Source organism: Dolichospermum sp. LEGE 00240 (assembly GCF_015207875.1).
GTDB lineage: Bacteria > Cyanobacteriota > Cyanobacteriia > Cyanobacteriales > Nostocaceae > Dolichospermum > Dolichospermum gracile.
Map to the genome: position 1 here is coordinate 15239 of NZ_JADEVZ010000044.1, position 25484 is coordinate 40722.

22 protein-coding genes and 1 pseudogene are annotated in these 25484 nt (G+C 36.2%); 2 read left to right on the top strand and 21 right to left on the bottom strand.

The annotated features are described in order from the left end of the window. Window positions 1-114: 114 nt before the first annotated feature. The 3 genes from IQ226_RS15160 to IQ226_RS15170 form a co-directional block, all read right to left on the bottom strand. On the bottom strand, window positions 115-1263 hold the full coding sequence (locus tag IQ226_RS15160) for an aldo/keto reductase (protein WP_193896660.1): 1149 nt from the start codon (window positions 1261-1263) through the stop codon (window positions 115-117). A 245-nt stretch (window positions 1264-1508) separates the two neighbouring features. Then, entirely contained in the window at window positions 1509-1859 is a 351-nt protein-coding gene (locus tag IQ226_RS15165; protein WP_193896662.1) for a histidine triad nucleotide-binding protein, read from the bottom strand. Between the two features lie 353 nt (window positions 1860-2212). Then, window positions 2213-3496: an aspartate aminotransferase family protein gene (locus tag IQ226_RS15170; protein WP_193896664.1), complete on the bottom strand. Its 1284-nt coding sequence runs from the start codon at window positions 3494-3496 to the stop codon at window positions 2213-2215. A 241-nt stretch (window positions 3497-3737) separates the two neighbouring features. On the opposite strand from IQ226_RS15170, the gene IQ226_RS15175 reads away from it, so the two are divergent. Then, the gene (locus IQ226_RS15175; protein ID WP_370567155.1) at window positions 3738-4802 is read left to right on the top strand and encodes a TrkA family potassium uptake protein; all 1065 of its coding nucleotides are present in this window, start codon (window positions 3738-3740) and stop codon (window positions 4800-4802) included. Between the two features lie 89 nt (window positions 4803-4891). On the opposite strand, the gene IQ226_RS15180 is transcribed toward IQ226_RS15175, so the two are convergent. The 17 genes from IQ226_RS15180 to IQ226_RS15260 form a co-directional block, all read right to left on the bottom strand. Next, complete coding sequence (locus IQ226_RS15180) at window positions 4892-7012, bottom strand: serine/threonine-protein kinase (protein WP_193896665.1); 2121 nt, start codon at window positions 7010-7012, stop codon at window positions 4892-4894. 59 nt (window positions 7013-7071) lie between these two features. Beyond that, on the bottom strand, window positions 7072-8781 hold the full coding sequence (locus IQ226_RS15185; protein ID WP_193896667.1) for a PP2C family serine/threonine-protein phosphatase: 1710 nt from the start codon (window positions 8779-8781) through the stop codon (window positions 7072-7074). 71 nt (window positions 8782-8852) lie between these two features. Further along, window positions 8853-9371, bottom strand: a complete 519-nt coding sequence (locus IQ226_RS15190) for an FHA domain-containing protein (protein ID WP_096667836.1) — start codon at window positions 9369-9371, stop codon at window positions 8853-8855. 150 nt (window positions 9372-9521) lie between these two features. Then, entirely contained in the window at window positions 9522-10913 is a 1392-nt protein-coding gene (locus IQ226_RS15195; RefSeq protein ID WP_193896669.1) for a VWA domain-containing protein, read from the bottom strand. Window positions 10914-11031: 118 nt separating this feature from the next. Beyond that, complete coding sequence (locus IQ226_RS15200; RefSeq protein WP_193896671.1) at window positions 11032-11415, bottom strand: hypothetical protein; 384 nt, start codon at window positions 11413-11415, stop codon at window positions 11032-11034. Further along, window positions 11408-12874 carry a VWA domain-containing protein gene (locus IQ226_RS15205; RefSeq protein WP_193896672.1) on the bottom strand — a complete coding sequence of 489 codons (1467 nt, stop codon included), beginning with the start codon at window positions 12872-12874 and terminating at the stop codon, window positions 11408-11410. The genes IQ226_RS15200 and IQ226_RS15205 overlap by 8 nt, the downstream gene beginning before the upstream one ends. A gap of 35 nt (window positions 12875-12909) precedes the next feature. Continuing rightward, on the bottom strand, window positions 12910-13884 hold the full coding sequence (locus tag IQ226_RS15210) for an ARC6/PARC6 family protein (protein WP_228039464.1): 975 nt from the start codon (window positions 13882-13884) through the stop codon (window positions 12910-12912). A 92-nt stretch (window positions 13885-13976) separates the two neighbouring features. Further along, the gene (locus IQ226_RS15215; RefSeq protein WP_193896674.1) at window positions 13977-15269 is read right to left on the bottom strand and encodes a hypothetical protein; all 1293 of its coding nucleotides are present in this window, start codon (window positions 15267-15269) and stop codon (window positions 13977-13979) included. A gap of 64 nt (window positions 15270-15333) precedes the next feature. After that, window positions 15334-15516, bottom strand: a complete 183-nt coding sequence (locus IQ226_RS15220; RefSeq protein WP_193896676.1) for a hypothetical protein — start codon at window positions 15514-15516, stop codon at window positions 15334-15336. A 4-nt stretch (window positions 15517-15520) separates the two neighbouring features. Further along, a complete protein-coding gene (locus IQ226_RS15225; RefSeq protein WP_193896678.1) occupies window positions 15521-16801 on the bottom strand; it encodes a vWA domain-containing protein in 1281 nt (426 codons plus the stop codon). Beyond that, on the bottom strand, window positions 16743-17894 hold the full coding sequence (locus IQ226_RS15230; RefSeq protein ID WP_193896681.1) for a hypothetical protein: 1152 nt from the start codon (window positions 17892-17894) through the stop codon (window positions 16743-16745). Before IQ226_RS15230 ends, IQ226_RS15225 begins: the two co-directional genes overlap by 59 nt. 36 nt (window positions 17895-17930) lie before the next feature. Continuing rightward, on the bottom strand, window positions 17931-18320 hold the full coding sequence (locus tag IQ226_RS15235; protein WP_193896682.1) for a type II toxin-antitoxin system VapC family toxin: 390 nt from the start codon (window positions 18318-18320) through the stop codon (window positions 17931-17933). 3 nt (window positions 18321-18323) lie between these two features. Next, the gene (locus IQ226_RS15240) at window positions 18324-18545 is read right to left on the bottom strand and encodes a hypothetical protein (protein WP_104386678.1); all 222 of its coding nucleotides are present in this window, start codon (window positions 18543-18545) and stop codon (window positions 18324-18326) included. Between the two features lie 582 nt (window positions 18546-19127). Continuing rightward, the gene (locus IQ226_RS15245; protein WP_193896684.1) at window positions 19128-21539 is read right to left on the bottom strand and encodes a hypothetical protein; all 2412 of its coding nucleotides are present in this window, start codon (window positions 21537-21539) and stop codon (window positions 19128-19130) included. A 4-nt stretch (window positions 21540-21543) separates the two neighbouring features. Beyond that, window positions 21544-22422 carry a GTPase domain-containing protein gene (locus tag IQ226_RS15250; protein WP_193896686.1) on the bottom strand — a complete coding sequence of 293 codons (879 nt, stop codon included), beginning with the start codon at window positions 22420-22422 and terminating at the stop codon, window positions 21544-21546. After that, complete coding sequence (locus IQ226_RS15255; protein ID WP_193896688.1) at window positions 22415-23233, bottom strand: hypothetical protein; 819 nt, start codon at window positions 23231-23233, stop codon at window positions 22415-22417. Before IQ226_RS15255 ends, IQ226_RS15250 begins: the two co-directional genes overlap by 8 nt. A gap of 315 nt (window positions 23234-23548) precedes the next feature. Further along, window positions 23549-24295 carry a hypothetical protein gene (locus IQ226_RS15260; protein ID WP_193896690.1) on the bottom strand — a complete coding sequence of 249 codons (747 nt, stop codon included), beginning with the start codon at window positions 24293-24295 and terminating at the stop codon, window positions 23549-23551. Window positions 24296-24417: 122 nt separating this feature from the next. Here IQ226_RS15260 and IQ226_RS15265 point away from each other — a divergent pair, with 122 nt between their 5' ends. Then, window positions 24418-25347 carry a leucine-rich repeat domain-containing protein gene (locus IQ226_RS15265; RefSeq protein ID WP_027400844.1) on the top strand — a complete coding sequence of 310 codons (930 nt, stop codon included), beginning with the start codon at window positions 24418-24420 and terminating at the stop codon, window positions 25345-25347. Between the two features lie 44 nt (window positions 25348-25391). Here the strand turns inward: IQ226_RS15265 and IQ226_RS15270 are convergent. Beyond that, window positions 25392-25484 (bottom strand): annotated as a pseudogene (locus tag IQ226_RS15270) (IS5/IS1182 family transposase); the annotation flags it as partial.

Here is a 25484-nt window from a genome sequence, read left to right on the forward strand (position 1 = left end):
AATTTATACTCAAAACGGCTAGAAGCTGGACTTTTTTATCATACAAAGAACAAGGTTCAAAGCCTCTCCCCGTTGCGGGGAGAGGTTTGGAGAGGGGTTTCATATTTGGTTAAACTATGAACCGTTTGCAGTACACCCCCATAATCTTCTTCCTGCTTTCCCTTGTAATCTTTCATGGGTATCTTTTAGCAAAGTAGGAATATCTAAATTTTCTGGACATTTGGGTAAACAATCACCACATTCTGTACAACGGTTGGCTTTCATTCCGGGAAACCAATGTCCGGCATTTTCAAACATTCCATAACGATATTTACCATAATCTATCATATCATAAGCTACCGCTAAATTTCGTAATCTTAAAACTTCGGGAATGTGAATATTTTCCGGGCAAGGTAAACAAGCATAACATTGACTACATTTATCAGTTAATAAAACATGATTTTGCTGATTTTCTAATTTTTCAAAAATATCAATTTCGGCTTTTGTTAATTCATTTTCATGATCAAAAAGTTCTGGAGATATTACTAACTCTTCTGGTTTTGCTGGTCCTATACTCAAAGTATGAATGCGGTTATCACTCAGCAAAAACCGATAATTTAAATCTAATGGTGTCAAGGGGTGACAGAGTGCTTTTAAAGTTTGGGGTGGAGTATATAATTTTCCGCCTTTATCCGCAGGAGAAATAATAAAAACGCCCATATCTTTCTCTTTCGCTAACTGAATAGCAGGGGCATTATGTTGAAAAAAATAGTAATAATGGAGATTAACAAATTCAAAAAGATTTGTATTTATAGCTGCTAAAATTACATCTAGTGAACCGTGAGTAGAAAACCCAATATGTCGCACTCTCCCATCATTAATAGCTTCCTCAACAGCTTGCATACAGCCATTTTTAGCTTGTACCCATTCTAAATGTTGCCAAGTATTTAATCCATGAATTCCTAAAAAATCCAGATAATCTAAATTCAAGCGATTTAAAGATTCATCAATATCCCGACCCATAGAATCAGCATCAGGTGTCGGGGGAATTTTGGTAGTAATGTGAATTTGACTGCGAGGTACTGATAAACCAGCTTTTATTGCTTTACCTAAATATGCTTCACTCTCACCGTAACCTCTAGCAGTTTCTAAATGATTAATTCCTAAAGATAAAGCTTTTTCTAGAAGTTTTTGGACATTCTCGCTATCAGTTAAACAGCGCATTGTTCCCAAAGAAAAAACAGAAAGATATAAATTAGTTTTACCAAAACGACGATATTGCATATACTACAGTAAATTGTCATCAAACCTGGAATAAGAACCCCACCCCCAACCCCCTCCAGTATCAAAAGCTTATCCTTTTCTTCCCCCCGCAGCGGGGGGATTTAGGGGGGTGCGATGAGGGGGCTAGGATGTACCTTATATGATTGGAAATCGCTGTAACTAACAAAGCAACAATAATTTGTGTTTATAATCCGTAAAAATAGCACAGAAATCAACTTTCTGTGCATGACTGGAAAACGCTATAATTAACCTGGAGGCCAGGACATAGGACGACGACCAAGGATGTGTATATGCAAATGATATACTGTTTGACCACCATCAGCGCCAGTATTCATAACGACGCGATAACCGTTTTCTAGTCCTGCTGCTGCTGCAACTTTCTGAACTGTTAATAATAGATGTCCTAAAAGTGCTGCGTCTTCTGGTTCAGCGGTAGCGAGACTGACTATGGGTTTTTTGGGAATAACGAGGATATGAACTGGTGCTTGGGGGTTAACATCTGTAAAGGCTAGGGCTAAATCGTCTTCATAAACAATATTCGCGGGAATTTCTTTACGAATGATTTTGCTGAAAATGGTTTCTGTATTTGGACTCATGCAGTTTTACTTACTCATTTGTTAAAGAGTTTCATAGAAAGTTACCACACAATCAAAGAAACCCCTATGAACTAGATTAACCTATTAAGAGACACACTAAAACCACACTAGGAATGGCATGGAGCGCGTCTAAGCTTTCTAGCGTTTTTTTAAAATGAACTACATTTTTTTATCTCACGCAGAGGCGCAAAGGAAGAGAGAAACAAGAGTGTGGTTTAGAGGATGTTTGAAAAGGCAATGCTACAACTGATAAACTTTTTCCTAATTGATATGTTTAAATTTGTCAAGATAAAAAATTCGTAATTGATAATCCTAAAATTACGAATTACGAATTACGAATTACGAATTATGAATTAAGCTGTCAGTTTAGCTAATGCCTTTTCTACAGCTTTTAATGCTTGTTTGATTTCTGCATCTGTGACAATGAGAGGGGGAACAAACCGCACGACTTTAGGACCTGCGGGAACAAGTAATAAACCTGCGTCCATAGCAGCTTTGACGACTTCAGGGGCTGTTAAAGGAATATCGGCTTTGATTTCCATGCCGTTGATTAAACCCCAACCGCGCACTTCTGAGATATGCTGAGGATATTGACGAGCGATCGCTCTTAATCCTTCTCGTAAATGTGCGCCCTGTTCTCTGACATTCTCTAAAATATTCTCTTTTTCCAAAGTCTCACACACACTCAGCGCCACACCACAGACAAAGGGATTACCACCAAATGTACTTGCGTGTTCTCCTGGTTGGAAAATATCGCAGAATTTCTTACTCATCATCGCACCGATGGGAATACCACCGCCCAAACCTTTTGCACTGGTGAAAATATCTGGTTCTACTCCCAAATGTTCATAACCCCATAATTTGCCACTGCGTCCCATTCCAACCTGTACTTCATCAAAAATCAACAAAATACCGGTTTCGTCGCAAATCTCCCGTAACCGCTTAAAGTAGGCAATATCCCCAGGACGAACGCCACCTTCCCCTTGCAATGGTTCAATTAAAATTGCCCCTACCCGATAATTACCTTCATCTAATTCAGTAACAGCGGCTTCCACTGCTCTAATATCGTTGTAATTTATATAGTGGAAACCAGGAACTAAAGGATCAAAATGCTTTTGATACTTTGGTTGTCCAGTGGCAGTCACGGTGGCTAAAGTCCGTCCGTGAAAACTGGCATGGGCAGTTAAAATGATCGGGTGGGCAATTTCTAGGACGGTGTGGGCATATTTCCGCGCTAGTTTAATGGCTGCTTCGTTGGCTTCAGCACCAGAATTGCAGAAAAATACTCTATCCGCACAGGAATGATTAACAATCCATTTCGCTAACTCACCCTGTTCAGGAATATAGTACAAATTAGAAACATGATGCAATTTCTGGATTTGTCTAGTTACAGCCTCTACCATTGCTGGATGGGCGTGTCCTAGAGTACAAGTGGCAATACCCGCGACAAAATCCAGATATTCGTTGCCCTGACTATCCCAAACACGGCAACCAGCACCCCGTTCTAAAGCCAAAGGAAACCGTCCATAAGTAGACATGACAGCCCCATCAAAGCTATCAACATCAAAAGGTGTAGATGGCATAATACCTGACTCCGGGGGGTTCGTGGCTTGTTCAATTAGAGTTTGCACGCTCACTACCGCTACTCCTGAAAAGCTTGTATCGTAATACTCTACTAGATTCTGGGAAATATGAACAAAATTTTTGATGATTTTAAGAGAAGTCACCGAGTCAGGAGTCACCGAGTCAGAAAGAAAGAAGAAAGCCTATTCCCTATTCCCTATTCCTTGACTTGAAAGATTCTATATTCTGAATCTTGATATTAGAAGTTTTTCAATTCTAAATTCTAAATTCTAAATTCTAAATTCTTAATTGCCTGTGTATTCTACCCTTGAACAAAAATATCAACGTATTCAAAAGGAGTTAATGGCTGGGGCGCTTGCTTTAGCTGGTATTTTCCTAATCGGGACTCTATGGTATTCCCTGGTTGAGGGCTGGAGATGGGAAGATGCAGCTTATATGACTGTGATTACTTTGGCAACTGTCGGTTATGGAGAAACTCATCCATTGGGTAGTCGGGGGCGGTTGTTTACGATTGCTTTGATTTTAATGGGTGTGGTCAATCTTGGTTATATTGTCAATAGATTTACAGCCGCAGTCATTGAAGGTTATTTTCTAGAAGGAATTCGACTCCGACAACAAAGGCGTTTAATGGAATCATTATCAGGACATTATATTATCTGTGGATTTAGTCGCACTGGGCGACAAATTGCTAAGGAGTTTCAGGCTGAAGCTGTTTCTTTTGTGGTGATTGATTCGGAACTAGAATCTGTCCAAAAAGCCCAGGAAATTGGTTATACTGTTTTTCAAGGTGATGCGACATTAGATGATACTTTGTTAAAAGTTGGCGTTACTAAAGCAATTTGTATTGTGGCGGCTTTACCTTCAGATGCGGAAAATTTATATACTGTTCTCTCAGCAAAAACTCTGAATCCAGATATTCGGGCGATCGCTCGCGCTAGTACGGAAGAAGCGGTACAAAAGTTACAACGTGGTGGCGCAGATGCCGTAATTTCACCGTATATTACCGGCGGCAAACGCATGGCAGCAGCAGCCCTCAGACCGCAGATTTTAGACTTTGTGGATGGGATTCTCTCTGGTACAGACCGCCAGTTATATATGGAAGAATTTTTACTAGATCCAGGTAGGTGTCCCTTCGTTGGTCAAACTTTACAAAAAGCCAAATTGCGATCGCAATCAGGCGCATTAGTTCTAGCAATTCGTCGCCTTGATGGTAAACTCATTGGTGGTCCCACTGGTGACACTGTTTTAATGTCGGGAGATACCCTAATTTGTATGGGTACGGCTGAACAATTACGGGATTTAAATCAAATTCTTGGTCCGATTAATTCTACTCCCCTAAAACGTCCGAAAAATAGCTAAAAGCAGACTTATTTTGCAAGTTGGAATATCTATTCTCCCAAAGATCCCCGACTTCTTTTTTAAACTTATAAATAAATGATGAATTCATATTAGAAGTCGGGGATCTGGAGTCCTACCAATTGAAAAGCCTGTTTAATACCTACATTCATTGGTAATTTTTGTTCTTTTGCATATAATTCTGTAGCTTTACTATAAGCAGATAACATTTCTCGGCAGTTTTCTACCTGTCCATCTTGACCTTTAATATTCAGCAATACCCAACCTAAATTATGATAGGCCTCAGCATAAATAGGATGATACTTAATTGCTTTTTCAAGATATAACTTCGCCTTCTGCCATTCTCCTATTTGGGCATATAAAGTACCGAGACGAAATAAAATAAAGGCTTGAGGCGTAAATTTTTGTAGATAATTGTCATAGATTTGAATAGCACTTTGATAATTTTGTAAATTTTCCTGAGTAATAGCGTGATTAATTAATACCCAATCTATAATTGATGCTTGATGACTGGCTTTTTCAAAACTGCTGATAGCATCTTGCCATAAATATTTAGTGGCTTGTTTCCAACCTTTTAAACCCCAAGCTATAGCACTATCAGGCACTTGATTAATGAATTCTTCAATTCTTCTATCTACATCATTAGCTTGTTTAGTGACAACGGCTTTTTCTAAAGCTATAATTAAATAAGGATATAGGCTAGATTGTAACTCTTTTTCAGGACTATTTTTCTGATTCTGTAATTTAAATATTGCTTGTGTAGCTGCACGAATAGTTAATTTCCATTCTTGTTGCTGTACATATATCCAAGCTTGCAAACCCAAAGCAAAGGTACAATCAGGCTGTAATTGTAATGCTTTATTTGCTGTATTCTCTGCATCTTTCCATTTACCAGATTTACCTAATGCCCAAGCAAAATTAGCTTGTATCCAAGCCTCATGAGGAGCTATTTGAACTGCTTTCTGTAAGTTCTTAACTGCTTCTTCCCAATTTTTTTGCCGGCAATTAATCAGTCCTAAAACTCCATAACCTCTGCCGTCATTGGGTTGTAATCGAATGGCTATTTCTGCGGCTGCTTCTGCTTGTTGATCATCAAGATATATTTGTAATAATGCTAGTTCTACGGCTGCTTCTCCATGATCTGGTGCTAGTTGCAAATATTTTTGATATGCTTGAACGGCATCAGCTAGTTGACCTTGTTTGACTAATTCTTTGGCGCGTTGATGTTGAGGAGAAATAAATTTACCTTGAAGTGCATTAATTAATTCATCAGCCGTTTGAAATCTGTCCTCTACTCTAAATTGCATTCCTGTGAGAATAACTTTTTCTATTAAAGAACTTAAATCAGGGCGTAGTTGTTGGGGTGAAACTAATTTATCCACTGAACTACCTTGTAAAAAAGCACTGGCTCTATCTGTGGCTTCTATTGGTAATTTTCCCGTTAATAATTCATACATTGATGCACATAAAGCATAAAGGTCTGTACTAGGAAAACGCTTACTTTTTTGAATATATTGTTCATAAGGTGCATATCCAGGGGTTAATATTCGGGTCATATCCCCAGTTTGACCGGCAATAAATTCCCTAGCTGCGCCAAAATCAATTAATACAGCTTTATCGGGAGGGACAATAATAATATTCTCTGGTTTGATGTCTCTATGCAGTAAATTATGACCATGAATAACCTTTAAAGCCTCAGCAATTTGCACAAAATAATTTTTAACTCGATTTTCTGCTAGTGGTCCTGTTTCTAGCAATATTTTATCTAATGATTTACCAACAAGTAATTCCATTACCATGTATGCGGTATCATTTTCTGTAAACCATTCATAAATTTTAGCGATATGAGGATGAACACATTTTTGTAAATAGTTAGCCTCTAATTGAAATTGTTGCAGTTGTTGTTGACGCTGCACAGGGGTAATGGACATTGGCCACAGAACTGTATTACCTTGTCTAGCAGCATTTTCTGGCCATAATTCTTTAATGGCAACTTTGGTAGAGTTGGAGATATAAGTGGCTGCATAAGTAATACCAAACCCACCTTGTCCTAATATGTTATCTATTCTATATCTGCCATTCCCTAATAATGTTCCTGGGGATAAATGCAGATTTGATGTAGTGGAAGAGGAGGTTAAAGGTGTACCGCAAGCGATACAGCTAGTTTCATAATCGTAGTTATCTGTGAGACAGGTTGGACATTGAATAGACATAATTGATAATTGGTAATTAATGAGAATAAGATTCCCGACTTCTTAAAGAAGTCGGGGATCTATGAATTGATTAAAAATTGTAATGCTAAAAGGGTGGCGTTATCAGATGCACCACGTTCTAAAACTTTATTAATAGTCAAATTAACTGATATTTGTAGGTTTTGATCAGGGGTGAAAATCTCCGCTATTTCATTTTTAGGCACTAAGTCCCAAACCCCATCAGAACATAGTAAAATAATATCTTCATGTTCTAATTTCATCGATAATTCTGGAGTAGTTTGTTTTAAATTTTGGACGTAACCATCACTTAATCTGCGTTTTGTACCGATGGATTTTGTGAGAATATTTCTATCTGGGTGATCTAAACTTTCAGCTTCTGTAATCTGTTCACTGGCTACTAACATAGCAACAAGAGAATGATCTTGACTGAGTTGTTTTATTTCTCCTTGTCGTAGTAAGTAAATGCGACTATCACCAACATGACTAATTATTAATTGTTGGGATACAGCTAAAATGATGCTGAGGGTTGTTCCCCCATCTTTAAGTTGATTTGATACTGTTTCGTTGGCTTGAATAAATAGGTTTTCTAGCCATTCCTGGTATTGTTTTATGGTTTGATTTTGGAAGAAGATGGGTGTTTCTAAAACTGTTTTTATTGCTAATTGACTGGCTAATTCGCCTTGAGACATTCCTCCCATACCATCAGCGATCGCCGCTAAGAGGATGGTTTCTCTATCACTGATTTTCTGTTTTTTAATGCCATAGTTATCTTCATTTTGTAACCGGTTTATTGATAGTCCAACGGTAGAAAGACTGGCTATTTGCCAGTTAATTTTGGGTGTGCTAATGTTTTGGCGGGTGCGAACTAATATTTTTAATAGTTGTTCTAGAGGAAATCTTTCTTCTGGCAGGGAAGATAAACAAATTTTGAGAATTTGATAAATAATAGGAATGGGATTAATTTGTATTTCTATGGTTTGATCTGTTGATAGGGTTTTGTTGTGAATTATCTGATATAATAATGCTGCAACTGTATAACTACTCATTGTTTCATGAATGGGGTTTTTACAGTATGCTAATTCGGGGGCGCAATAAGTTCCTATTAACCCAGAATTGAGAGTTTCACCCAAAGGATAGGCACTGGTAATATCGAAAAATTGTATAGGTGTTCCCATTTGAATAAATTGGGGAAGGATATTGATAAAACACCATTCTCTTTGATAAAGATAGCGACATAGTTGACATATTTGGCTGGTTAAAAATATTGATTCTTCTAAAGAATGTTCGGTTTTTAGCCAAGTTTCTAGGGTCTGATTTTCCTTGGGAAGGTAGGTAAGAAGGATAAGTTTTTGATTTGATATATTGGTGCTAATTTCTGTTTCTGGATAATATTCGTCTTCTAAATATTCTTTTTCTAAAGATTCTGAGGCTGCATCTATTTCTGGGATAGGAGAAAAGATAGTTGCAATTTCTGGTATATTTTGGGGTTTAATCTCAATAGTTATATTGTCCTGGCTATGTGCAAGTAGTTCGGTAACGAGTTTGTAATCACCTAGTCTTTTTCTCAGTTCTAGTTCTCGGTTGAGTGCGCTGTTAGTTGCACCTATTCTCAGTAAACCTGGTTTTTCAGATATGATATTGACTTGAAAGTAATAAATATCAGGTGTGAGTTGTCCTAAATAGGAGATGATTTCTATTTGCAGGTTATCTATTTGAAAACAGATGTTTTCTTTAATTATTAGTGGGTTTTGATTTGTCATTTCATTCATGGAATTTGCAAGAAATATAGGAGTGGTTGGCAGGCAAGATGCCCACCCCACAAGAGAATTTTTTTGATTTTTTAGATAGTTTGAAAGAGAAATCTAACTTTACCAAATGCTATTTCATCACCTGAGTTTAAGGGGGTGGGTATGGTAATTCTGGCACTAAAGCGAGTTTGTCCTGGTGGTTTGATAAATACTCCGTTGGTAGAACCTAAATCTTTGACTTTCCATGTTCCTAGTTCTTGATAAATTTCGGCATGATTACGAGATACTGTTTCTCCGCCAAAAAATGTTTCTAAATCAATTTCTACTGGTCCTGTGTCTGGATCAAATATGCCAACAATGGCGTTATTATCTAGGATAAATTCTGGTATGGGGGCGTTTGTTTGTTTAGATGTTAGTTTGGCTTTTGTAAATGTGTTGATAATTGGGGGATAATTGAGTTGTGGTGTAGTTGGTTGAATGACTGTAGGCGCTAAGGTGGGTTCTATTTTTGGTGGTGGTGTGGCTATGGCTTGTAGTTCTGAACCGCAAGCGTTACAAAATTCTGCGTAGTCTAAATTTTGATCATAGCCGCAAACTGTACAAGTAATCATGGTGTTTTCTCCTCATTTTTAATGATTAATTTTTTTTCGCCCAAAGACACAAAGGGGCAAAGTTTTATAGTTGGAGTTTTGCAATTTAAGATTCTATATTGTGTCAATTATTGATGTTTGAATCATTCTCACTCCTGAATTCTGCTGTATTTATGTTCCTGTGAGTTTTCGCATTTCTGCTTCTGAAAGCATTTCGTTAATATCGTTGCCCATTTTTACCGTTTTACCTTTTGCACCCATTTTCACGGTTTTCCGAGTTCCATCGGAGATTTTTTTGGTTTTTCGGAGTTCTTCTTGGGCGTTGGTTAAGGATTCTGTCATGTCCTTATTGCCGATTTTCATGGTCATGCGTCGGGCTGTTTCTAATATTTGTTCGGCTTTTTGTGGATCATGTTCGGCTATTTTTGTGGCTTGGTTGACGAGGTTGGCTATGTTGCATTGTTGGACATAATCCATGACTTCTTGATTGACTTGGGCTGCATTTTCCTGTCCGGGAACGAATTGAATAATTAGGTTTTGTGGTGGAAGTTCACCACGTATTTTTTGTCCGGGTATGTCGTAAGTGATCCCAAGTTGGGCGATACGCACACGAGTAGCGGGGCGATTATTAATAGTAAATTCGAGGATAAATATGGTTTCGTCGTTAGCGATCGCATTCCCTAAAGGATGAGGATCTTGATTAATGGGAAATTCGGCTTGGGTGGGGTAAGCGCGAACAATTCTAGTCAGTTCTACTCCTTTAACTGTTTTCACTGTTAGGGCTAGATTGGTGATAACTTCTTGTTGGGCTTGGCTATATTCGTCTATAATTTTATTGGGTAAATCAAGGATGGAAATTTGTGTACCTATGGCTGTTCCTGGGACAATATAAAGTAATTTTCCTCCTGTAGAATCGCTAAGATGGGTAAGTAGGTCTTCGTTAAATTCTCCTACTCCTAATGCGGTAATGGGGATATTATTGGTGGCGAAATTACTAGAAATTGACCGACATTGATCTTCATCAAATGTTTGTCCATCAGTAAATAATAGGGCGCGTCTGACTGTCATTTGTTGTTCACTTAAGATATCAAATGCCTGACGTAATCCTAAACCCATGCGTGTACCACCGGAAAAGTTTCTCAGGTTGTTAATAGCATTTTCTAGTTGATTAATTTCTGTAGCACTGGTTAAACCGATAGTTTGGGAAGCGTTATCATCAAATTGGACTATAGCAATGCGATCGCTGGTGGTCAATTTTCCCGAACGGACTAATGCTAATAAGGATTCAATGACTATATCTATTTTGGATTTTCCTCCTGTAACCTGTTGATATGCTTGTCCGTCTTGTTGATAAGTAATCCCCGTTGGTTTTGACTCTCCTGATACTACTTCATACATTGAACCACTGGTATCAATAACAAAGGTAAATGTGGTATGTGGGGAACTTTTGGCGACATCTTTAGTAGGACGTAATTTCAACATCACAAACAATTTTTGTGCTGCTGTATCTGCTGGCATAAATTCCCGATGGGGAGTAATACTAATGTTAAGATTGTTCTGCATTTTTCTTTCCTAATTAAATATAGCAGGGAACAGGGAACAGAGTTGAAAGTCCTTTGGTGTATAGTTTTTTAGGTAAATTTTGTATCTCATTCAAGTGCATACCGCTATAATTAAATAATTAAATAAAATTTAAGGGGGGAAGCATACCAAATTCAGGTTCTATATTTGATAAATCTGGATCAATTATTTTCGGTATTTCTTGATTTCCTGTCTCATGGAGTTTATCAATATTTTCCTCTATTAATAACCGCAAATTAAGAGTCAGAGAACTAAATCTATAGCCTTCTTTAATATCCTCTACCCAAGTTTGAATAATGTTGTTGAGTTGATGATCTTTAATTGCTGATAGGCTGAGATTTTGTAAGGTTGTGCGGATATCTTCTTTGATAGCGGGGGTAAAAATCTGTTCTGGCATATCTTCTTGATTTGGGGTTAAATCTAAGGTGTAAGTATATTGATCTGGTGAATCTTTAAGTTTGAGATTAAATGTATATTTAACCATTTTTGGTAACAGTTTTATCTTTAACTTCTATAGTGATTTGTCCTAATTTGCGGGTATCACCGACTTTTAGATCTTGACTGGTTTTTTTCATGTTTTTTATAGCTGCATACTCTTGATCAAATTGCATAATAATGTTTTCTCCTTCTTTAAAAATTTTAGCAGTAATCGGTGTAAATCCATCGGAGGCATTTAAGGGAATTTCTACATTTAAGGAACTACCAATTAAAATTGGCTTTGTCCCTAATAAATATGTGGTTTGTTCCGTTGGAGTCCAATTTACTAATAAATACGGTTGTGATTCTAACTGCTTTTGTTCTATCCAAGCTATCATTAAACCAGTGAAAAATCCTATAATAGACGTACCGGATAAACGCCCCAAAACATCGCCGAAAATACTGGCTGTAATTAAGAAACCACTACCACCAATTCCTCCCCCAATTGTTCCACCTAATAAAGCATTTTTTAGTTTTAAATTGGGAACAAAAAACCTAGTTCCTACTCCTACTAATGCACCAACAATTACCCAGCCGGCAATTCTGCCAATTATTTCTAAAACAGCTATATTAGAGAGAGGTAAAAATACAATTTGTCCGGTTGCACCTGCTATCATTCCCGCAGCCAGACTACCACAAATACTAATAATACCTTTATTTGTTGTTAATAAGGGAAGGCGCATATAGCGGTTTTGTCCCATAATTAAAGCTAGGTATATTCCCATAGCTAAAAATGCTGTCCAACCACCCATGCGTAATACTGAATAGGTGATGCTGTAGTTTTCGCTGGAATCAGATTCAACTAATTGTTTATAAATTGCAGCTTCTGCGTTGCGAAAGGCTTGCTCAAATTGACCGGAATTAGCATAAAATACTAATAAGCGATCGCCTGTAATTTGAGTTAAATAATTTATGTCAGCATCCCCGGTAGCAACTGAAATTAGTTTGACTCCCATGTTTCTGGCAGCTAGGGCTGAATTATAAGCAAAATCCGGATCATCTGGGACACCGTCAGTAAATAAAATGATGTTTTTATCTAATGCGGTTGTTTGTAATTCTCCAATGGCTGCGTTGATACCTTCAGCCATTGGTGTACTCCCATTTTCTGATAGAGTATCAATGGCATTTTTTAAGGTGTTAGCGTCCTTTGTGAGTGGGGTAGCGGTTTTAATTTCTAGTCCAAAACTGACTACTGCTAGTTGATCTTTTTGTAAGTCACGACGTTCTATAAATTTGCTGGCTGCTGTTTTGACTTCTGTTAATTTTCCATCACTCATACTTGAGGATGCGTCAACTAATAAAACTATGGCTTGGGGAGTGACGGGGGCGGATGGGTTTGGTTTAGCTTTGGTTAAGGCTAAAAATGGTTCTCCTAATAGGATTGCGGCTGTCAGACATCCACTAGCACCGTATAATCCAAATAGTAGGGGTTTGTTATTTTTAAAGCGGTTAAATAGGTTAAGCATACTGTTTATTAAAGATTGTTTTTTAATAGAAATTATTAATCGGCATCAGATATTTTTTCATTACTATATATTTTCCATGTACCATTTTCTTTTGCAAAAAAATAGATATAATCAATTTGATATTCACCAGAATTTGTTTTATCAAGTCCTTTTTCACCTTGTAAATATAATTCTTCTATAATTCTAACTTTAATATATGGTCTGCTTCCAGAACTAGAAAAACCGATAACATTGGTAATTTCTGATTTATTATATGTATAGTAACGATTATATTTTTGTAACCAATCTATTGAACCATCTTCACCTCCCACTCTTTGATAAAGTTTTCCTGTAGCTAGTTCATTTAATAAATCTCTATCAAAAGGTGGCGCAAATATGCGGGGTTTTGCTGCGTACCATTTCTGGACTAATTCTAATGCTTGTTCTTGAGAAATATCATTTTCTGGTTGGAGATTATCCGTTTGGATATTATTATTTTCTGAACTAGATTGATAATTATTATTTTCATGACTATTTTCAGAAGTATTTTTAGAAGTATTTACAGAAGTCCCTTCAGGGGTATCAGTGGTTGATACAGTAGGGGTACTAGCAGCAGTTTCTAAAACTCCTAAACTCATTTTTAAATCAAAGGTTTTTGCCCCTTGAGGTGCAGCAACTTGAATAATATATTTACCATTTTTAGATAACTCTCCACCTTTGAGAATTTCATTATCTGGACTAAATACCCAAAGACAAACATCTGCATCAGTGCTATAACTTAATTTCTGTCCTGTTGTTGCTGTAAAGGTATAGCCAATATTTTTACTAGCACTAACTTGACCAGATTTAGTAATTGTACTTTCATTTAATGCAACTGTTTCTACATCTTTTTCACTCAAGGATACCACAGGTTTCTCAGCACAACCGGAGGAACTGATAGCATTAGAGGAAACATTGGTTAGAGGATTTTCTATGGTTTGACAACCGATAATTGATAGACAGCTAGAGTAGACAATTAACTTTTTCAACATATTAAATCATCTCAGGTTTCCTAAACAAGAATTAATTTTCATCATGGTTCAGATTTATCATTAATTAACGGGTTTTCATGTTTTTTGATCAATTATTTATGTTTAATTTTAGTAACATACCATCTTTGATATTCTTTGTTCCAAGCTAGATAAAACTTGAGTTTAATAGGTGAAACTTTACCATTTTTCATTTTATAACGAGTGCTAATATTGACGATAGCATTATCAGAATTTTCTTCTTCAATCTTAACTCTGTTAAGATTTACATGATCAACCTGTGTCCACCATTCAATAAAAGAGTTGTAACCATCTGGATGTAATTCTTTATTTTCTTTGACTGTGGTTGGATAAATATCCCAAGCTGTTTGATAATCTTGATTATTAATTTTAGTATAGTAATCTTCTATAGCTTTCGCAGGTGATAGTCTATTAACATTATCTGATACTGAAGGAGTAGGTTGAGACTCATTTACAGATAAATTAGATGTTGTTGTTGAAGAAGAGATTGGTTGAATATTAATAATTCGCCAATTATTATCCGTTTCATGCCATCTCAGATAGTATAGAATATCTGCATAAATTTTACTCCCATTTTTTAAATCATTTTTACATCTTACTTTGACTTTTGCAGTTTTATTTTGAGAAGAAGAACTAATTATTTCCACATCAATATTATTAACTTGTTCCCACCATTCTATATAGGATTGATAACCGTTAGGATGAGATGTAGAATTTTCCTGTAATTCAGTTGCTAAAAAACTCCAAGCCTCTGTATAATTGTTTTCATTTAGCTTTGTATAGTAATTGTTGATAAATATTTCCGGTGATGGTCTATTATCTATATCTGTTGCTAATACAGTGGATAAATTTCTTTTTTCTCTTGTTAGTATGGTTTTAGATTTGGGAATTATAGCAACCTGATTTGTTTCCACAGGTGTGGGAATAGGAGAAGATGATAAACTAGCAGTTTGTGTATTATTCTCCAATCGCAATACTAAATCAAAGGTTTTTGCCCCTTTAGGTGCAGCAACTTGAATAATATATTTACCATTTTTAGATAACTCTCCACCTTTGAGAATTTCATTATCTGGACTAAATACCCAAAGACAAACATCCGCATCAGTGCTATAACTTAATTTCTGTCCTGTTGTTGCTGTAAAGGTATAGCCAATATTTTTACTAGCACTAACTTGACCAGATTTAGTAATTGTACTTTCATTTAATGCAACAGTTTCTACATCTTTTCCACTCAGCGAAACTGTAGGTTTTTCCGCACAACCAGAGGAACTGATAGCATTAGAGGAAACATTAGCTAGAGGATTTTCTATTGTTTGACAACCGATAATTGATAGACAGGTAGAGTAGACAATTATTTTTTTAAACATATTAAATTATCTCAGATTTGCTAAACAAGAATTAATTTTCATCATGGTTCAGATTTATCATTAATTAACCATGTATTATCATTAGAGAAATAGGTTTAACATTGTTGGTTTCTAAAACTGCTATTGGTTGAGTAGGACATTGGGAAGTAATTACTTGATTTACTGGCTGATTTTGAGAACAAGCAGTGAGAAGATAAAGACTCAAAGAAAATAAAAATATTCGCCCAGGTTTTCCAAATATCCTCATAGAATTAATCCCTTTGTGCTTCTGCTTTTAAATGTTTTCCCCAGTAGTGAAAAGGGACTATTCCAAAAATTATGACTATAAATAACACTGATATGACCATGATCAGACGTACTCCCAAAGGCAGCGATCGCCCAAATACAGGCATAATATATTCTATGGTTTGCGACTCCTTGGCTTTACCATCTTGAGAACTTACTTTCACCTGAACTTTGTGCTTAGAACCCCTTTCTGCATTAGGTTGAGTAAAGGTAATTTCATACTCTCCTAACAACGCATTCAGAAATAATTGTAAATTCTCCGCTATCCTTTCCGCATTACCAGAAAACTCCGCAATTCCCCCTGTTAATTTGGCAATTTCCGCTAATCTTTGTTGGTCTACAAATTCTGCTTCGGGTACTTTACGTTTATTCAAATCAGCACGAGTAGCAGGTCTGCCTAATCTATATTTTACACCTAATTCCTGTGGTGTCAACCCATAACCTAAAGTATGTACTGTAATATTTTCATTGTTTTTAAGCAACTTAGTTAAAGCTGCAAAATCAGTCGCTTCATTAAGTGCATTGTGATATCCGTCAGACAGGAGAATTATTGATAGTCTAGGTTGTGGTTGGGAAGAATTTTCTGGTAAGTAAAATCGGGAGTCCTTAGTATTCGCTAAAAACTTGACTGCTTTGGTTAAAGGTTCATATAAATCTGTAGACGCACAGGGACTTAAACTTGATAAATAATCCAGATTATTTTGCAGTTTAAAATCATTGGCCGCTAGAAACTTATCCAGAGTTTCTTTATTTACAATAGATTCAGGACACTTACTACCAGCTTTTCCAAAAGGAACTATAGAAATTTGGGTATTTCCACCCCGTTCACCAGAAATTTTCGTAAATTGACGAATCGCATTAATAGCACCTGCTATTTTTTTAGTTCCTCCACTATCTACTTGATTCATACTGCCACTAAAATCTAGTAAAACTATAATCCAAGCTGGAGGAGGTACAGTTTCTTCTGGACTTTTCCAATCTTTAGGTTTAAACTTAACCTCCTTTTTATCAACGGTCAATTTAAAATTAGTATCTTCTAAACCCATTAAGGGTCTATCTTCTTGATTGTTGACCTTAATTCTAATTGTTACTTTCTCATCTTTGAATGTGGGACTACCAATAACTTCTGTCTTTTTTACCTGGGCTAAACCGGGATAAGCTAGAGTCAGAAGCAACAATAAAGATAGACTAAGCCTGGGGGTCCAAAAAGCGGTTGTAGTAGACAAAGCGATAATATTTTTCTTCATTGATGTCATCTCCCTTAATGGTGTAGAAGGTCAATACATAATTATGCTTCAAAGGGATAATCTTCCGTGATTTTATACGGACACTATTTATTTCTATGGTATGAAAGAACTGTTTATCAGGAATGAGAAGGGTTGTCCGGTTCTGTAATTGAATATCAGCAACATGGGGAGGTAGACCAGGAATAGAAATAGTATTGTCAACTCTAGAACCGATGGTAATTGTCTGATTTCCGGGTAATGAGATAGATAAACCTTCTTCTATTTCATCCTCATTCAGACTATCATGTAGTGTGACAAAGGAAAGCACCGATTTATTAATGTAGGGATAAGATTGGTTAAGGGTGGGTGAGTCTGTGAGGGAGTCTGTGGATAGTTCCGAGTCTTGAACATGATCTTTAATTTCTGGGTTAATGTCTGGTTTGATTTCTGGTTTAATTTCCCTATACTCAAAACCACTACCAGCCCGCAAAGCCGCGAGATAACTGGGAGAATTAGTGAGACTAAAAACGCCACCTAGTAATAAACCTAAAATAGAAAAACCAATAGGATCTTCTATACCTTTAAATTCTGCCGGCATTGTTCCCAACATTAAGCGAATGATTTCAAATATAATTGCTGCTGCAAAACTCGCCCCACTTGCAGCAATGATGCTGGTTTTTAATCTTTGTTGAAAGCGTTTTTTACTCCCCGCTTCCATACTATACCAACGCCAACTTAAACCTTCTGCAATACCCACAGAACTACCAATTAATAACCATCCTAATGTTCTCACAATGGGAGTAGGTACACGAATAATTGGTAAAAACAGGATTTGGGACATAATACCAGCAATTAACCCAGAAAGTATTCCTAATCCCAAAGCTATTAATAGGGGCTTTTGTGCGGTTTGAAAACTGCGTTTTGGTCTGGTGGGGTTGCTGATAAATATTTCATTCATCACCATACCAAAAGCTAGGGAAACTGCTATACAGGGAAATAAAGTAATTTCGGGAAACTGTTTAAATAACCCCAAGTCTGTGAGGAAAAATTGACCTATATTCCAGCCTATTAAGGCTGATGTGATGCCGGCTAGTATGTAAAGGTAGATTCTCATATTTGGTATATCTTTTGATTGCTTAAATATTAAGTTTTAGGGATAAGGGTGTAAATTGAGTTCGTTAATAAAGCGATAATCACTTTGATTTTTGCTTAGTAAATAACCATTAATACTAATTACTGTTGCTGCAATAAAAGCGTCAGGAATTAATAGACCATGACTCAATTTATAGTTAATTAATAGTTGAACAGCTTTATGAGAGATATTTTCATTGACAGCTATCAAAGTGTAGTTTCGCAAAAACTTCTCCAGGTTTTGTAATTCGTTTTTATTGCGACAACCAACGATTAGCTCCATCTTTGTAATTATACTAATTGCTATGGAATAATCGTTGGTTAATGATTCAAGTTTATCAATAGCAACTTGAATACTTCTAGCAGAGTCAATTAAAATATCGGTATCTACAACAATAATGTTATTCATCTCCTATTTCCACTCATTTTGTCTTAACTGACGTAACCATTGATTACTATCTTCCATATCTTTTCTATCTTTCCACATTCCAATAAATGGTTCATTTTCTAAATTTATAGAATTATTTTGCTGCACAGGAAACGATGTAGTTATATTTTGAGAGATGATCTTTTTTTCTTCATCGCTTAAAGAGTTAATAATTTGAATTAGGGAATCAAGTAATTTAGTATTCATTTTCTTATCCTCTTATTGTCCGTAAGGAAAGGAAACCCATAAATTTACAAACTTCTGTTTCCAGATCCCCGACTTCTTTGATTGATTGTATTCGGAAAGCATAAATCTATCAAAGAAGTCGGGGATCTTATCACCTCACCTGAATCCTTACGTTTTTGCAATTTATCATTTTTCAATGCAGTATTTATATTTTACAACAATTCAGTAATTTTTAGGAAGTATTTAACGTTGAGTTAATCACGAACAAATCAGTCAATCAGTCAATTGGACAGGGAATCAATTCCCTGTCTAATAGCTCAAGTCGGTTAAAACCGACTAATTTTTGGGATTTGCTGGTTCTATGTTACCAGGTTGTGGTTATGGGTTGGGGAATTTATTTTCTGGTGTTTTCGGGGTTGAAGGAGATTTTTTATTTGTCAATCAGACAGGGAATCAATTCCCTGTCTAATAGCTCAAGTCGGTTAAAACCGACTAATTTTTGAGATTTGCTGGCTCTATGTTACCAGGTTGTGGTTATGGGTTGGGGAATTTATTTTCTGGTGTTTTCGGGTTTGAAGGAGATTTTTTACCAAATACTGTAAATCAATTTTCACCTCCTCCCTTTAAATTCCCAGTCGGTTTTAACCGACTTGAGCTTTGAGACGGGGAATTGATTCCCCGGCTTTGTTCTGATTTCATGGCTCTTAAAATATCTCCTTTCAATTTTTTGTAAAGCTCAGAATCTTTTTCATTAACACCATTACTAGTATTATTGTCTTCTCCAGATTTCGATAAACATACCCATAATATTCGTTGGTTACATTCATCGCTTTTATTCCCATTATCTGCAATTTTTTGATATCTTACATTCTTTTTAATTTGATAATTATAAATTGCTGTCACCCATTGCTTTTGAGTCTTTAAATCTGTCGCCTCTTTACCAGGATATAAATCCTCATATTTAAGTGCTGTATTGTTTGGATATAAAATATTTCCCAGATTGTCTATGACTTCTTTTCTTATATTTTCTTCTGTTTTTTCTTGCGGTGGTGTTGCTGATTTTCCTCGACTCATTTCCTTATCATATTTTTCATTTGCCTTTTGATATTTATTATCTTCTTCTTGTCTTTTCTGCTTAGTAACACCCTCTACAACCGCTGGAATTAATTGCTTGATTTCACCAAAACTATAACCTGGATTTAAAACTATAACCTGACAGTTTTTATCATCTTGGAAAGTCTTGCTACACAAAGATTTTTCAATTTCAGTTGCACTGGTATGAGATTCCCAAGTTTTTGTACCGATAAACCAACCACTTACTAAGATTAATAGTGAAAGAGGAATAACAAATTGAATTGGCACAATATACTCCTGGGTGATAAAATCAAGGACATGATCAATTAAATTCTTTTTTGGTTCAATTTCTACACCAAAAACAACAGGTGAGCGACGATGCTGTTGATTAGCTACTTCATAATATAAATCTTTGTCAACTATTCCATCACTCACTTGATAAAAATATGCAGCTAACTCATATTGTCTGAAATTTTCAAATAATTCAGCAAAAGGTTGATATTCTTCAATTTTATAGTATCCTTGTTGAATACCTTGCCAACTATTTATTAAATTTGCCCAAATTTGCTTCTGGTATTTGAAATTATTTTGCCATGAATCTTTTTTAATTTGTGGTTGAACATGATGGAATTGTGAATCATTTTGAGGCGGAAAAGAGGAACTGCTAGTTAATACTAAATTAGGATCAGTAGAAAAACTGCTTTTGTATGAAGTTCTGGGGCTAGAAAAATGATCATAAATTAATTGTAAATCATCCTGAATATCAGTAATAAATTGTCTTTGTGCATAAACCCAAGCACTACCATCTATCATTAATAACCAACAAAGACTATCTACCGATATTTTCTTATTTAATAAATTTAATAGTAGATATCTAATTCCTTTTGTTAGTTGTTCTTTAGGGAATGAAGCCCGAATAGCTTTTTGAAAATCTAAAGACACAGTTTGATTTTCATCAGGTTTTTTAGCAGCTTGAACATTCAACCATGCCAAAAACTGCGGTAAACTCTCTGGAATTACCATTGCTCTCAACGTTATTAGTCGTACCATTTGGGAGCTATAAATCTTTTGCTTAATCGCTTTATCCGCACCTTGAGCATTAAATAAACTCTCCCAATAATCAGCGGTGACATCCTTATTTTCTAAACCTTTAACAATTTCTTCTACTGCTTCCGGTTTGACAGTAGAACTATTCATTAAACTGCGAATAGCAGATTTTAACGCCGCTTCATCAATATTTATTGCTGAAACAACCTGAGCAGCATTAGCAATGGCTCGTTTTAATACATCATAGGCTCTTTGTGATGCTGGTTGAATTACTTGAAACCGTTCTGGTTTTTCCAATGCTTCTACATTAAAAGCCCACGCAACAGGTAAACCATTTTTACACTCTTTCATTTTTTTCATTGCTAAAATGTTGAGAGTAAATAAATCACTTTGATTTTCTGGTAGTAACACTATCGGTTCTAATTGGTGAAGTGGTAAAGATTCATTCTCTGGATTCACTTCCGGTTGACGAGGTTCTCTTATATAAGAATGAGGAGTACCTTTAAAATCTAAGGGGTTAAATCTTGGTTTTTGGTTTTGTTCCCACCAAGATAATATAGACCGTAAGTTATGATCTCCCTGACACAAAAAATAACGATAAAAAGCCGCACTGCGTCCCACTTCATCCTGTCCTCGTGTGACAACAGCCATTACAGACCAAACATCATCACCACTTCCTACTATCCGGCCAATAATTGCTGGTTTTTCTGTAGAAGATCCTTCTGTTAAAGCAAATTCCTGATTAGCAATAGACCTTTCTACAACTTGAGGAATAGGGTTAATAGTAGCGTTCATGTATTGTCCTGTAAAACCCAGAGACACCCAACCATTAACCCTTTGTTGAAAGTGAATACCTGTACTAAATTCGTGAATTTCAATATTTGGTGAACTCATGTTTTTAACCTTTATCTAATTCTGGATGACGTGAACCTGTACAAAGCCAATAAATGGGAGCAACCAAACCAAAAGGCCGCCAAAGTTTGGGATTTTTAATTACTGCTGTTACCCCTCCCCTACTTCTACTTAATAAGTTAACATTTGGTTCTGGATATTTACTACCCAACATCCCAAAAGCTGAAGCCGCAAAAAATTCTATATCACCCCCTCCCATTTGTTGCCATGATTGTAATTTCCTGCAAACTTGGGGAAACCTTGCTGATGCTAAGAACGCTGGTTTATCTCGATTTACCCACAAATCAGATTGTTCACATTTATTCAATACTAAGGCAATTCGCCGCTTACTTCCACCCAGATCATTCCGGTCAAGTGCTAACAGCAATTTATCTAAACCATTGGCATATTCTAAATCTTTGCGCCGACTACTACCATCAACCAAAAACAGAATACCATTACACTGTAAACAGTCTTCTAAATATTCATCTAATTGGGTATTTTTGCTTTGATGTAATAAACCATCGAAAAATTCACCAGAATAATCTTTAGAACTGATATTTAAATTCAGTAATTTAGAACCTAATTTTTTTTCTTTCAGAGTTATTTGTAAAGTGCAATCATTGACATCTGATACAGTTAAAGCTAATGGAGTTCTTTCTAGTTCTAGCCCTTGTTCTAAGATATTTTGAGCCTGACTAAGTAACTTCTCTCCCCCTTCATTCACAGCCGTTATAGCCTGAACTGGACTATCAGGATCAGCATTTGGCCATCGGGCTAAGGAAGCCATATATGTAGTTTTTCCAGAAGAGCGATCGCCTATAACTCGTAATACTGCACTACTTTGTAATGGGGGCTGATTTTTATTCTTAAATAAATTAAACATCTTCTTTCATCCTCTTACCCGTACTTAACCAATAGAGAGGTGAAATCATCCCATAGGGCGACCAGTTATCAGTTTCTCGTAACACAGAATATCTGCCCCCTTGTCCTAATTCTTGTTTACGATTGGGGCGCGGATCTTTACTTCCTAAAACCCCAAAAGTAGATATAGCATAAAACTGTAAATTTTTATGAGAAATATTGTCTTTTAAAAATGACAGTGTTTCCGGGAAATGAATAGCAAATAAATAATTTTCAGGATCTAAACGACCAGGCCACAGTTCCCCCCGTTCACATTTACTCATGGCTACAGCTAACCGTAAATCATGCAATCTTCCCTGTTTATCCATTAAATTTATAAACCTTTTAAAGACTCGTTTATAAAATTTATCTGTTCCTTGTCTCCACTCTGTTAATAAAATTAAACACCCTTGAGAATCTTTACTTAAACACTCATTCATAAATTCTTCATGTAATGGATCGGTAGAGACTGATTCTAACTCTTCAAAAACCTCTCCTGGATAGTCTCGCACAGCTAAATTTAGCTGCTCTAGTTTTCGCCATTTTTTCTGAATTTCAATCATAAATGAATAGACTTTCAAATCATCAATTGATTTCACATATTTCTGATTAGGTTCTAAGGATGCACCCTCTAAAATAATGTTTTCCGCCTTGTCTGCTAATTCTCTAGTTTCTTCATTCAACGCTTGCACTTTAAAATTTTTCTGCTTTGCTCTTGATGGTTGATAAGCCAAAGCTGCTAAATAAGTAGTTTTGCCAGAAGCCCGTGGTCCGATTATATGAATGTTGCCCATGTTACACCCTTTTCATTATTTAAAGAACAGAGAATGATGAATAAGCCCCGGCGAATGGAATTCGCGGCTACACAAACAAAGTCCACCTTCGTGGACTAATAAAGGATAAATTCCCAACCCGCGAAGGCGGGTTTTGCCTGTGTAGATGCGTTCGCGCCAGCGTGCCGGAGGCATCTTTCTAATCGCCCCTACCATCTCAACTAATAAAGGATAAATTCCCAACCCGCGAAGGCGGGTTTCGCCTGTGTAGACGGGATTTCTGATTACCGGAGATGGTTTCAATCCATGAAAAAATTTGTCTAACACAATTCAAACCTATTTCGCTAAAAAACTACCCAAATAAATCCAAGGTAATTCTAATAAACCTCGATGATGAATAGATGTGATAAAACACCGCAGCGAGCCACCGGAAAGACCATTATTCAATTGTTCTAATTGGGAATAAATCGGACGAAAATATCTTTGTAAAACATAAGTATGCCGCTGCTGCCAGTTCAGGGAACTACCATAAGGCTTGTAAGCCAGTTTACCACCTTCCTGGGATAAATCACAAAATAAATCAGCTTTATTGATACAAATAGCTAAATGTCTAACATTGGGACATTGGTGATGGAAAAATTTCACCCATCTGTCAAAGCGATTACACCATTGTTTTTGCGTGACAAACTGCTCCACATCTATACCTGGTTGTAAACTCATGCCCCGGTGGGGTGGAAGAATAAGCAACACTCCCTCACTGTTGCGAATGAGAGGTAAAAATTGATTCCATTGTTCAGGACTATCCTTTTGCAAATTCCTGTCCCACACATCCCCCGCTGTATCAATCCAATCTACTACCATTTGCTTATTACCAGACGGTAGCCGCACCTCCATCTCTAAATACCGTTCGTAGGGCATTTGTCGAGGTGTCGCGTAGGGTTGTGAGTTTTCATCCAACAATTGCACTCTCAGATTGTCATAATCGAGATTGGCAACTTTGACATATTCACCTTTGGGGTTGACTAACTCTAGTGCTAAGTGAGTCTTACCTGTTGCGCGATCGCCTATATATATTACTCCCACATTGATTATTTTTGTGACATTACGTATATCCAAACGTCATCATACAATAATTAAACCTAAAATAGGCTGTAAGTTTGTCATCAATGGTATAATTACTGTGGATTCTGTGTAATTTAAAAATTATGAAACTAATTTTAGCTGCGGCTACTGTTTTTACATTCACGTTAGGACTTTACACATTGCCAGTCTCATCTGCACCTGTAAAAAAACCTGCTAAAAACCCTGTGACAACGGCAAAAACACCAAACAACTTTCAACAATGGTGTGAGCAAAAAGCCAAGCTACCTCAACAGACGAGATACACGGTTGAAGTATTATTAAAAACTGCTGGTACGACAAACTGTACTCAAGCTCATCAAAAACTGATTAAGTTGACTACTCTTAACCTGTGGAAAAGTCAAATTAGTGATATCCAACCTTTATCAAGTTTGACTAATTTAACTTTTATCTCTTTATGGGAAAATAAAATTAGTGATATCAAACCTTTAGCAAATTTGACTAATTTAACTTCTCTTGACCTGGGTGGAAATCAAATTATTGATATCCAACCCTTATCAAAATTAACTAAGTTAACTACCCTGAATTTGTGGGAAAATCAAATCAGGGATATCCAACCCTTGACAAATTTGCATAATTTAACTTTTATCTCGTTGTGGAAAAATCAAATCAGGGATATCCAACCCTTGACAAATTTGCATAATTTAACTTTTATCTCCTTGTGGAAGAATCAAATCAGCGATATCAAACCTTTAGCAAATTTGCATAATTTAACTTTTCTCGACTTGAAAGAAAATCGAGTTAGTGACATTGAAAGTTTGTCAAATTTAACTAAATTGACTGCTGTTTATCTGGGAGAAAATCAAATCCAAAATATTCAATCTTTGTCAAATCTGACTAAATTAACTGCTGTTTACTTAGAAAAAAATCAAGTCCAAAATATTCAATCTTTATCCGCTTTGGAAAATTTACAGACTCTTAAAGTTCAGGATAACCCGCTTATTTCTAAACAATGTCCCATCCAACCAGAGTCTATTTGTCGTTTTAGTTTTTAGCAAATCACTAAGAGGATGTTTGAAAAGTTTTGAGGAGTCAAAATTTATGCCAATCGCCTGAGCATGATACGGATCATAGCTAGATAGATAAAAGTCTCAGAGGTTTCAGGTAATAACTCGTAGTCTCTGACTAACCG

What these genes read in the sequence shown, in the direction of transcription:
- IQ226_RS15220 (WP_193896676.1), bottom strand. Translation starts at nt 15,516, where the DNA reads ATGAGGATATTTGGAAAACCTGGGCGAATATTTTTATTTTCTTTGAGT.
- IQ226_RS15165 (WP_193896662.1), bottom strand. Translation starts at nt 1,859, where the DNA reads ATGAGTCCAAATACAGAAACCATTTTCAGCAAAATCATTCGTAAAGAA.
- IQ226_RS15205 (WP_193896672.1), bottom strand. Translation starts at nt 12,874, where the DNA reads ATGCTTAACCTATTTAACCGCTTTAAAAATAACAAACCCCTACTATTT.
- IQ226_RS15215 (WP_193896674.1), bottom strand. Translation starts at nt 15,269, where the DNA reads ATGTTTAAAAAAATAATTGTCTACTCTACCTGTCTATCAATTATCGGT.
- IQ226_RS15225 (WP_193896678.1), bottom strand. Translation starts at nt 16,801, where the DNA reads ATGAAGAAAAATATTATCGCTTTGTCTACTACAACCGCTTTTTGGACC.
- IQ226_RS15230 (WP_193896681.1), bottom strand. Translation starts at nt 17,894, where the DNA reads ATGAGAATCTACCTTTACATACTAGCCGGCATCACATCAGCCTTAATA.
- IQ226_RS15200 (WP_193896671.1), bottom strand. Translation starts at nt 11,415, where the DNA reads ATGGTTAAATATACATTTAATCTCAAACTTAAAGATTCACCAGATCAA.
- IQ226_RS15235 (WP_193896682.1), bottom strand. Translation starts at nt 18,320, where the DNA reads ATGAATAACATTATTGTTGTAGATACCGATATTTTAATTGACTCTGCT.
- IQ226_RS15195 (WP_193896669.1), bottom strand. Translation starts at nt 10,913, where the DNA reads ATGCAGAACAATCTTAACATTAGTATTACTCCCCATCGGGAATTTATG.
- IQ226_RS15255 (WP_193896688.1), bottom strand. Translation starts at nt 23,233, where the DNA reads ATGGGCAACATTCATATAATCGGACCACGGGCTTCTGGCAAAACTACT.
- IQ226_RS15265 (WP_027400844.1), top strand. Translation starts at nt 24,418, where the DNA reads ATGAAACTAATTTTAGCTGCGGCTACTGTTTTTACATTCACGTTAGGA.
- IQ226_RS15185 (WP_193896667.1), bottom strand. Translation starts at nt 8,781, where the DNA reads ATGAATGAAATGACAAATCAAAACCCACTAATAATTAAAGAAAACATC.
- IQ226_RS15210 (WP_228039464.1), bottom strand. Translation starts at nt 13,884, where the DNA reads ATGTTGAAAAAGTTAATTGTCTACTCTAGCTGTCTATCAATTATCGGT.
- IQ226_RS15190 (WP_096667836.1), bottom strand. Translation starts at nt 9,371, where the DNA reads ATGATTACTTGTACAGTTTGCGGCTATGATCAAAATTTAGACTACGCA.
- IQ226_RS15180 (WP_193896665.1), bottom strand. Translation starts at nt 7,012, where the DNA reads ATGTCTATTCAATGTCCAACCTGTCTCACAGATAACTACGATTATGAA.
- IQ226_RS15250 (WP_193896686.1), bottom strand. Translation starts at nt 22,422, where the DNA reads ATGTTTAATTTATTTAAGAATAAAAATCAGCCCCCATTACAAAGTAGT.
- IQ226_RS15160 (WP_193896660.1), bottom strand. Translation starts at nt 1,263, where the DNA reads ATGCAATATCGTCGTTTTGGTAAAACTAATTTATATCTTTCTGTTTTT.
- IQ226_RS15245 (WP_193896684.1), bottom strand. Translation starts at nt 21,539, where the DNA reads ATGAGTTCACCAAATATTGAAATTCACGAATTTAGTACAGGTATTCAC.
- IQ226_RS15240 (WP_104386678.1), bottom strand. Translation starts at nt 18,545, where the DNA reads ATGAATACTAAATTACTTGATTCCCTAATTCAAATTATTAACTCTTTA.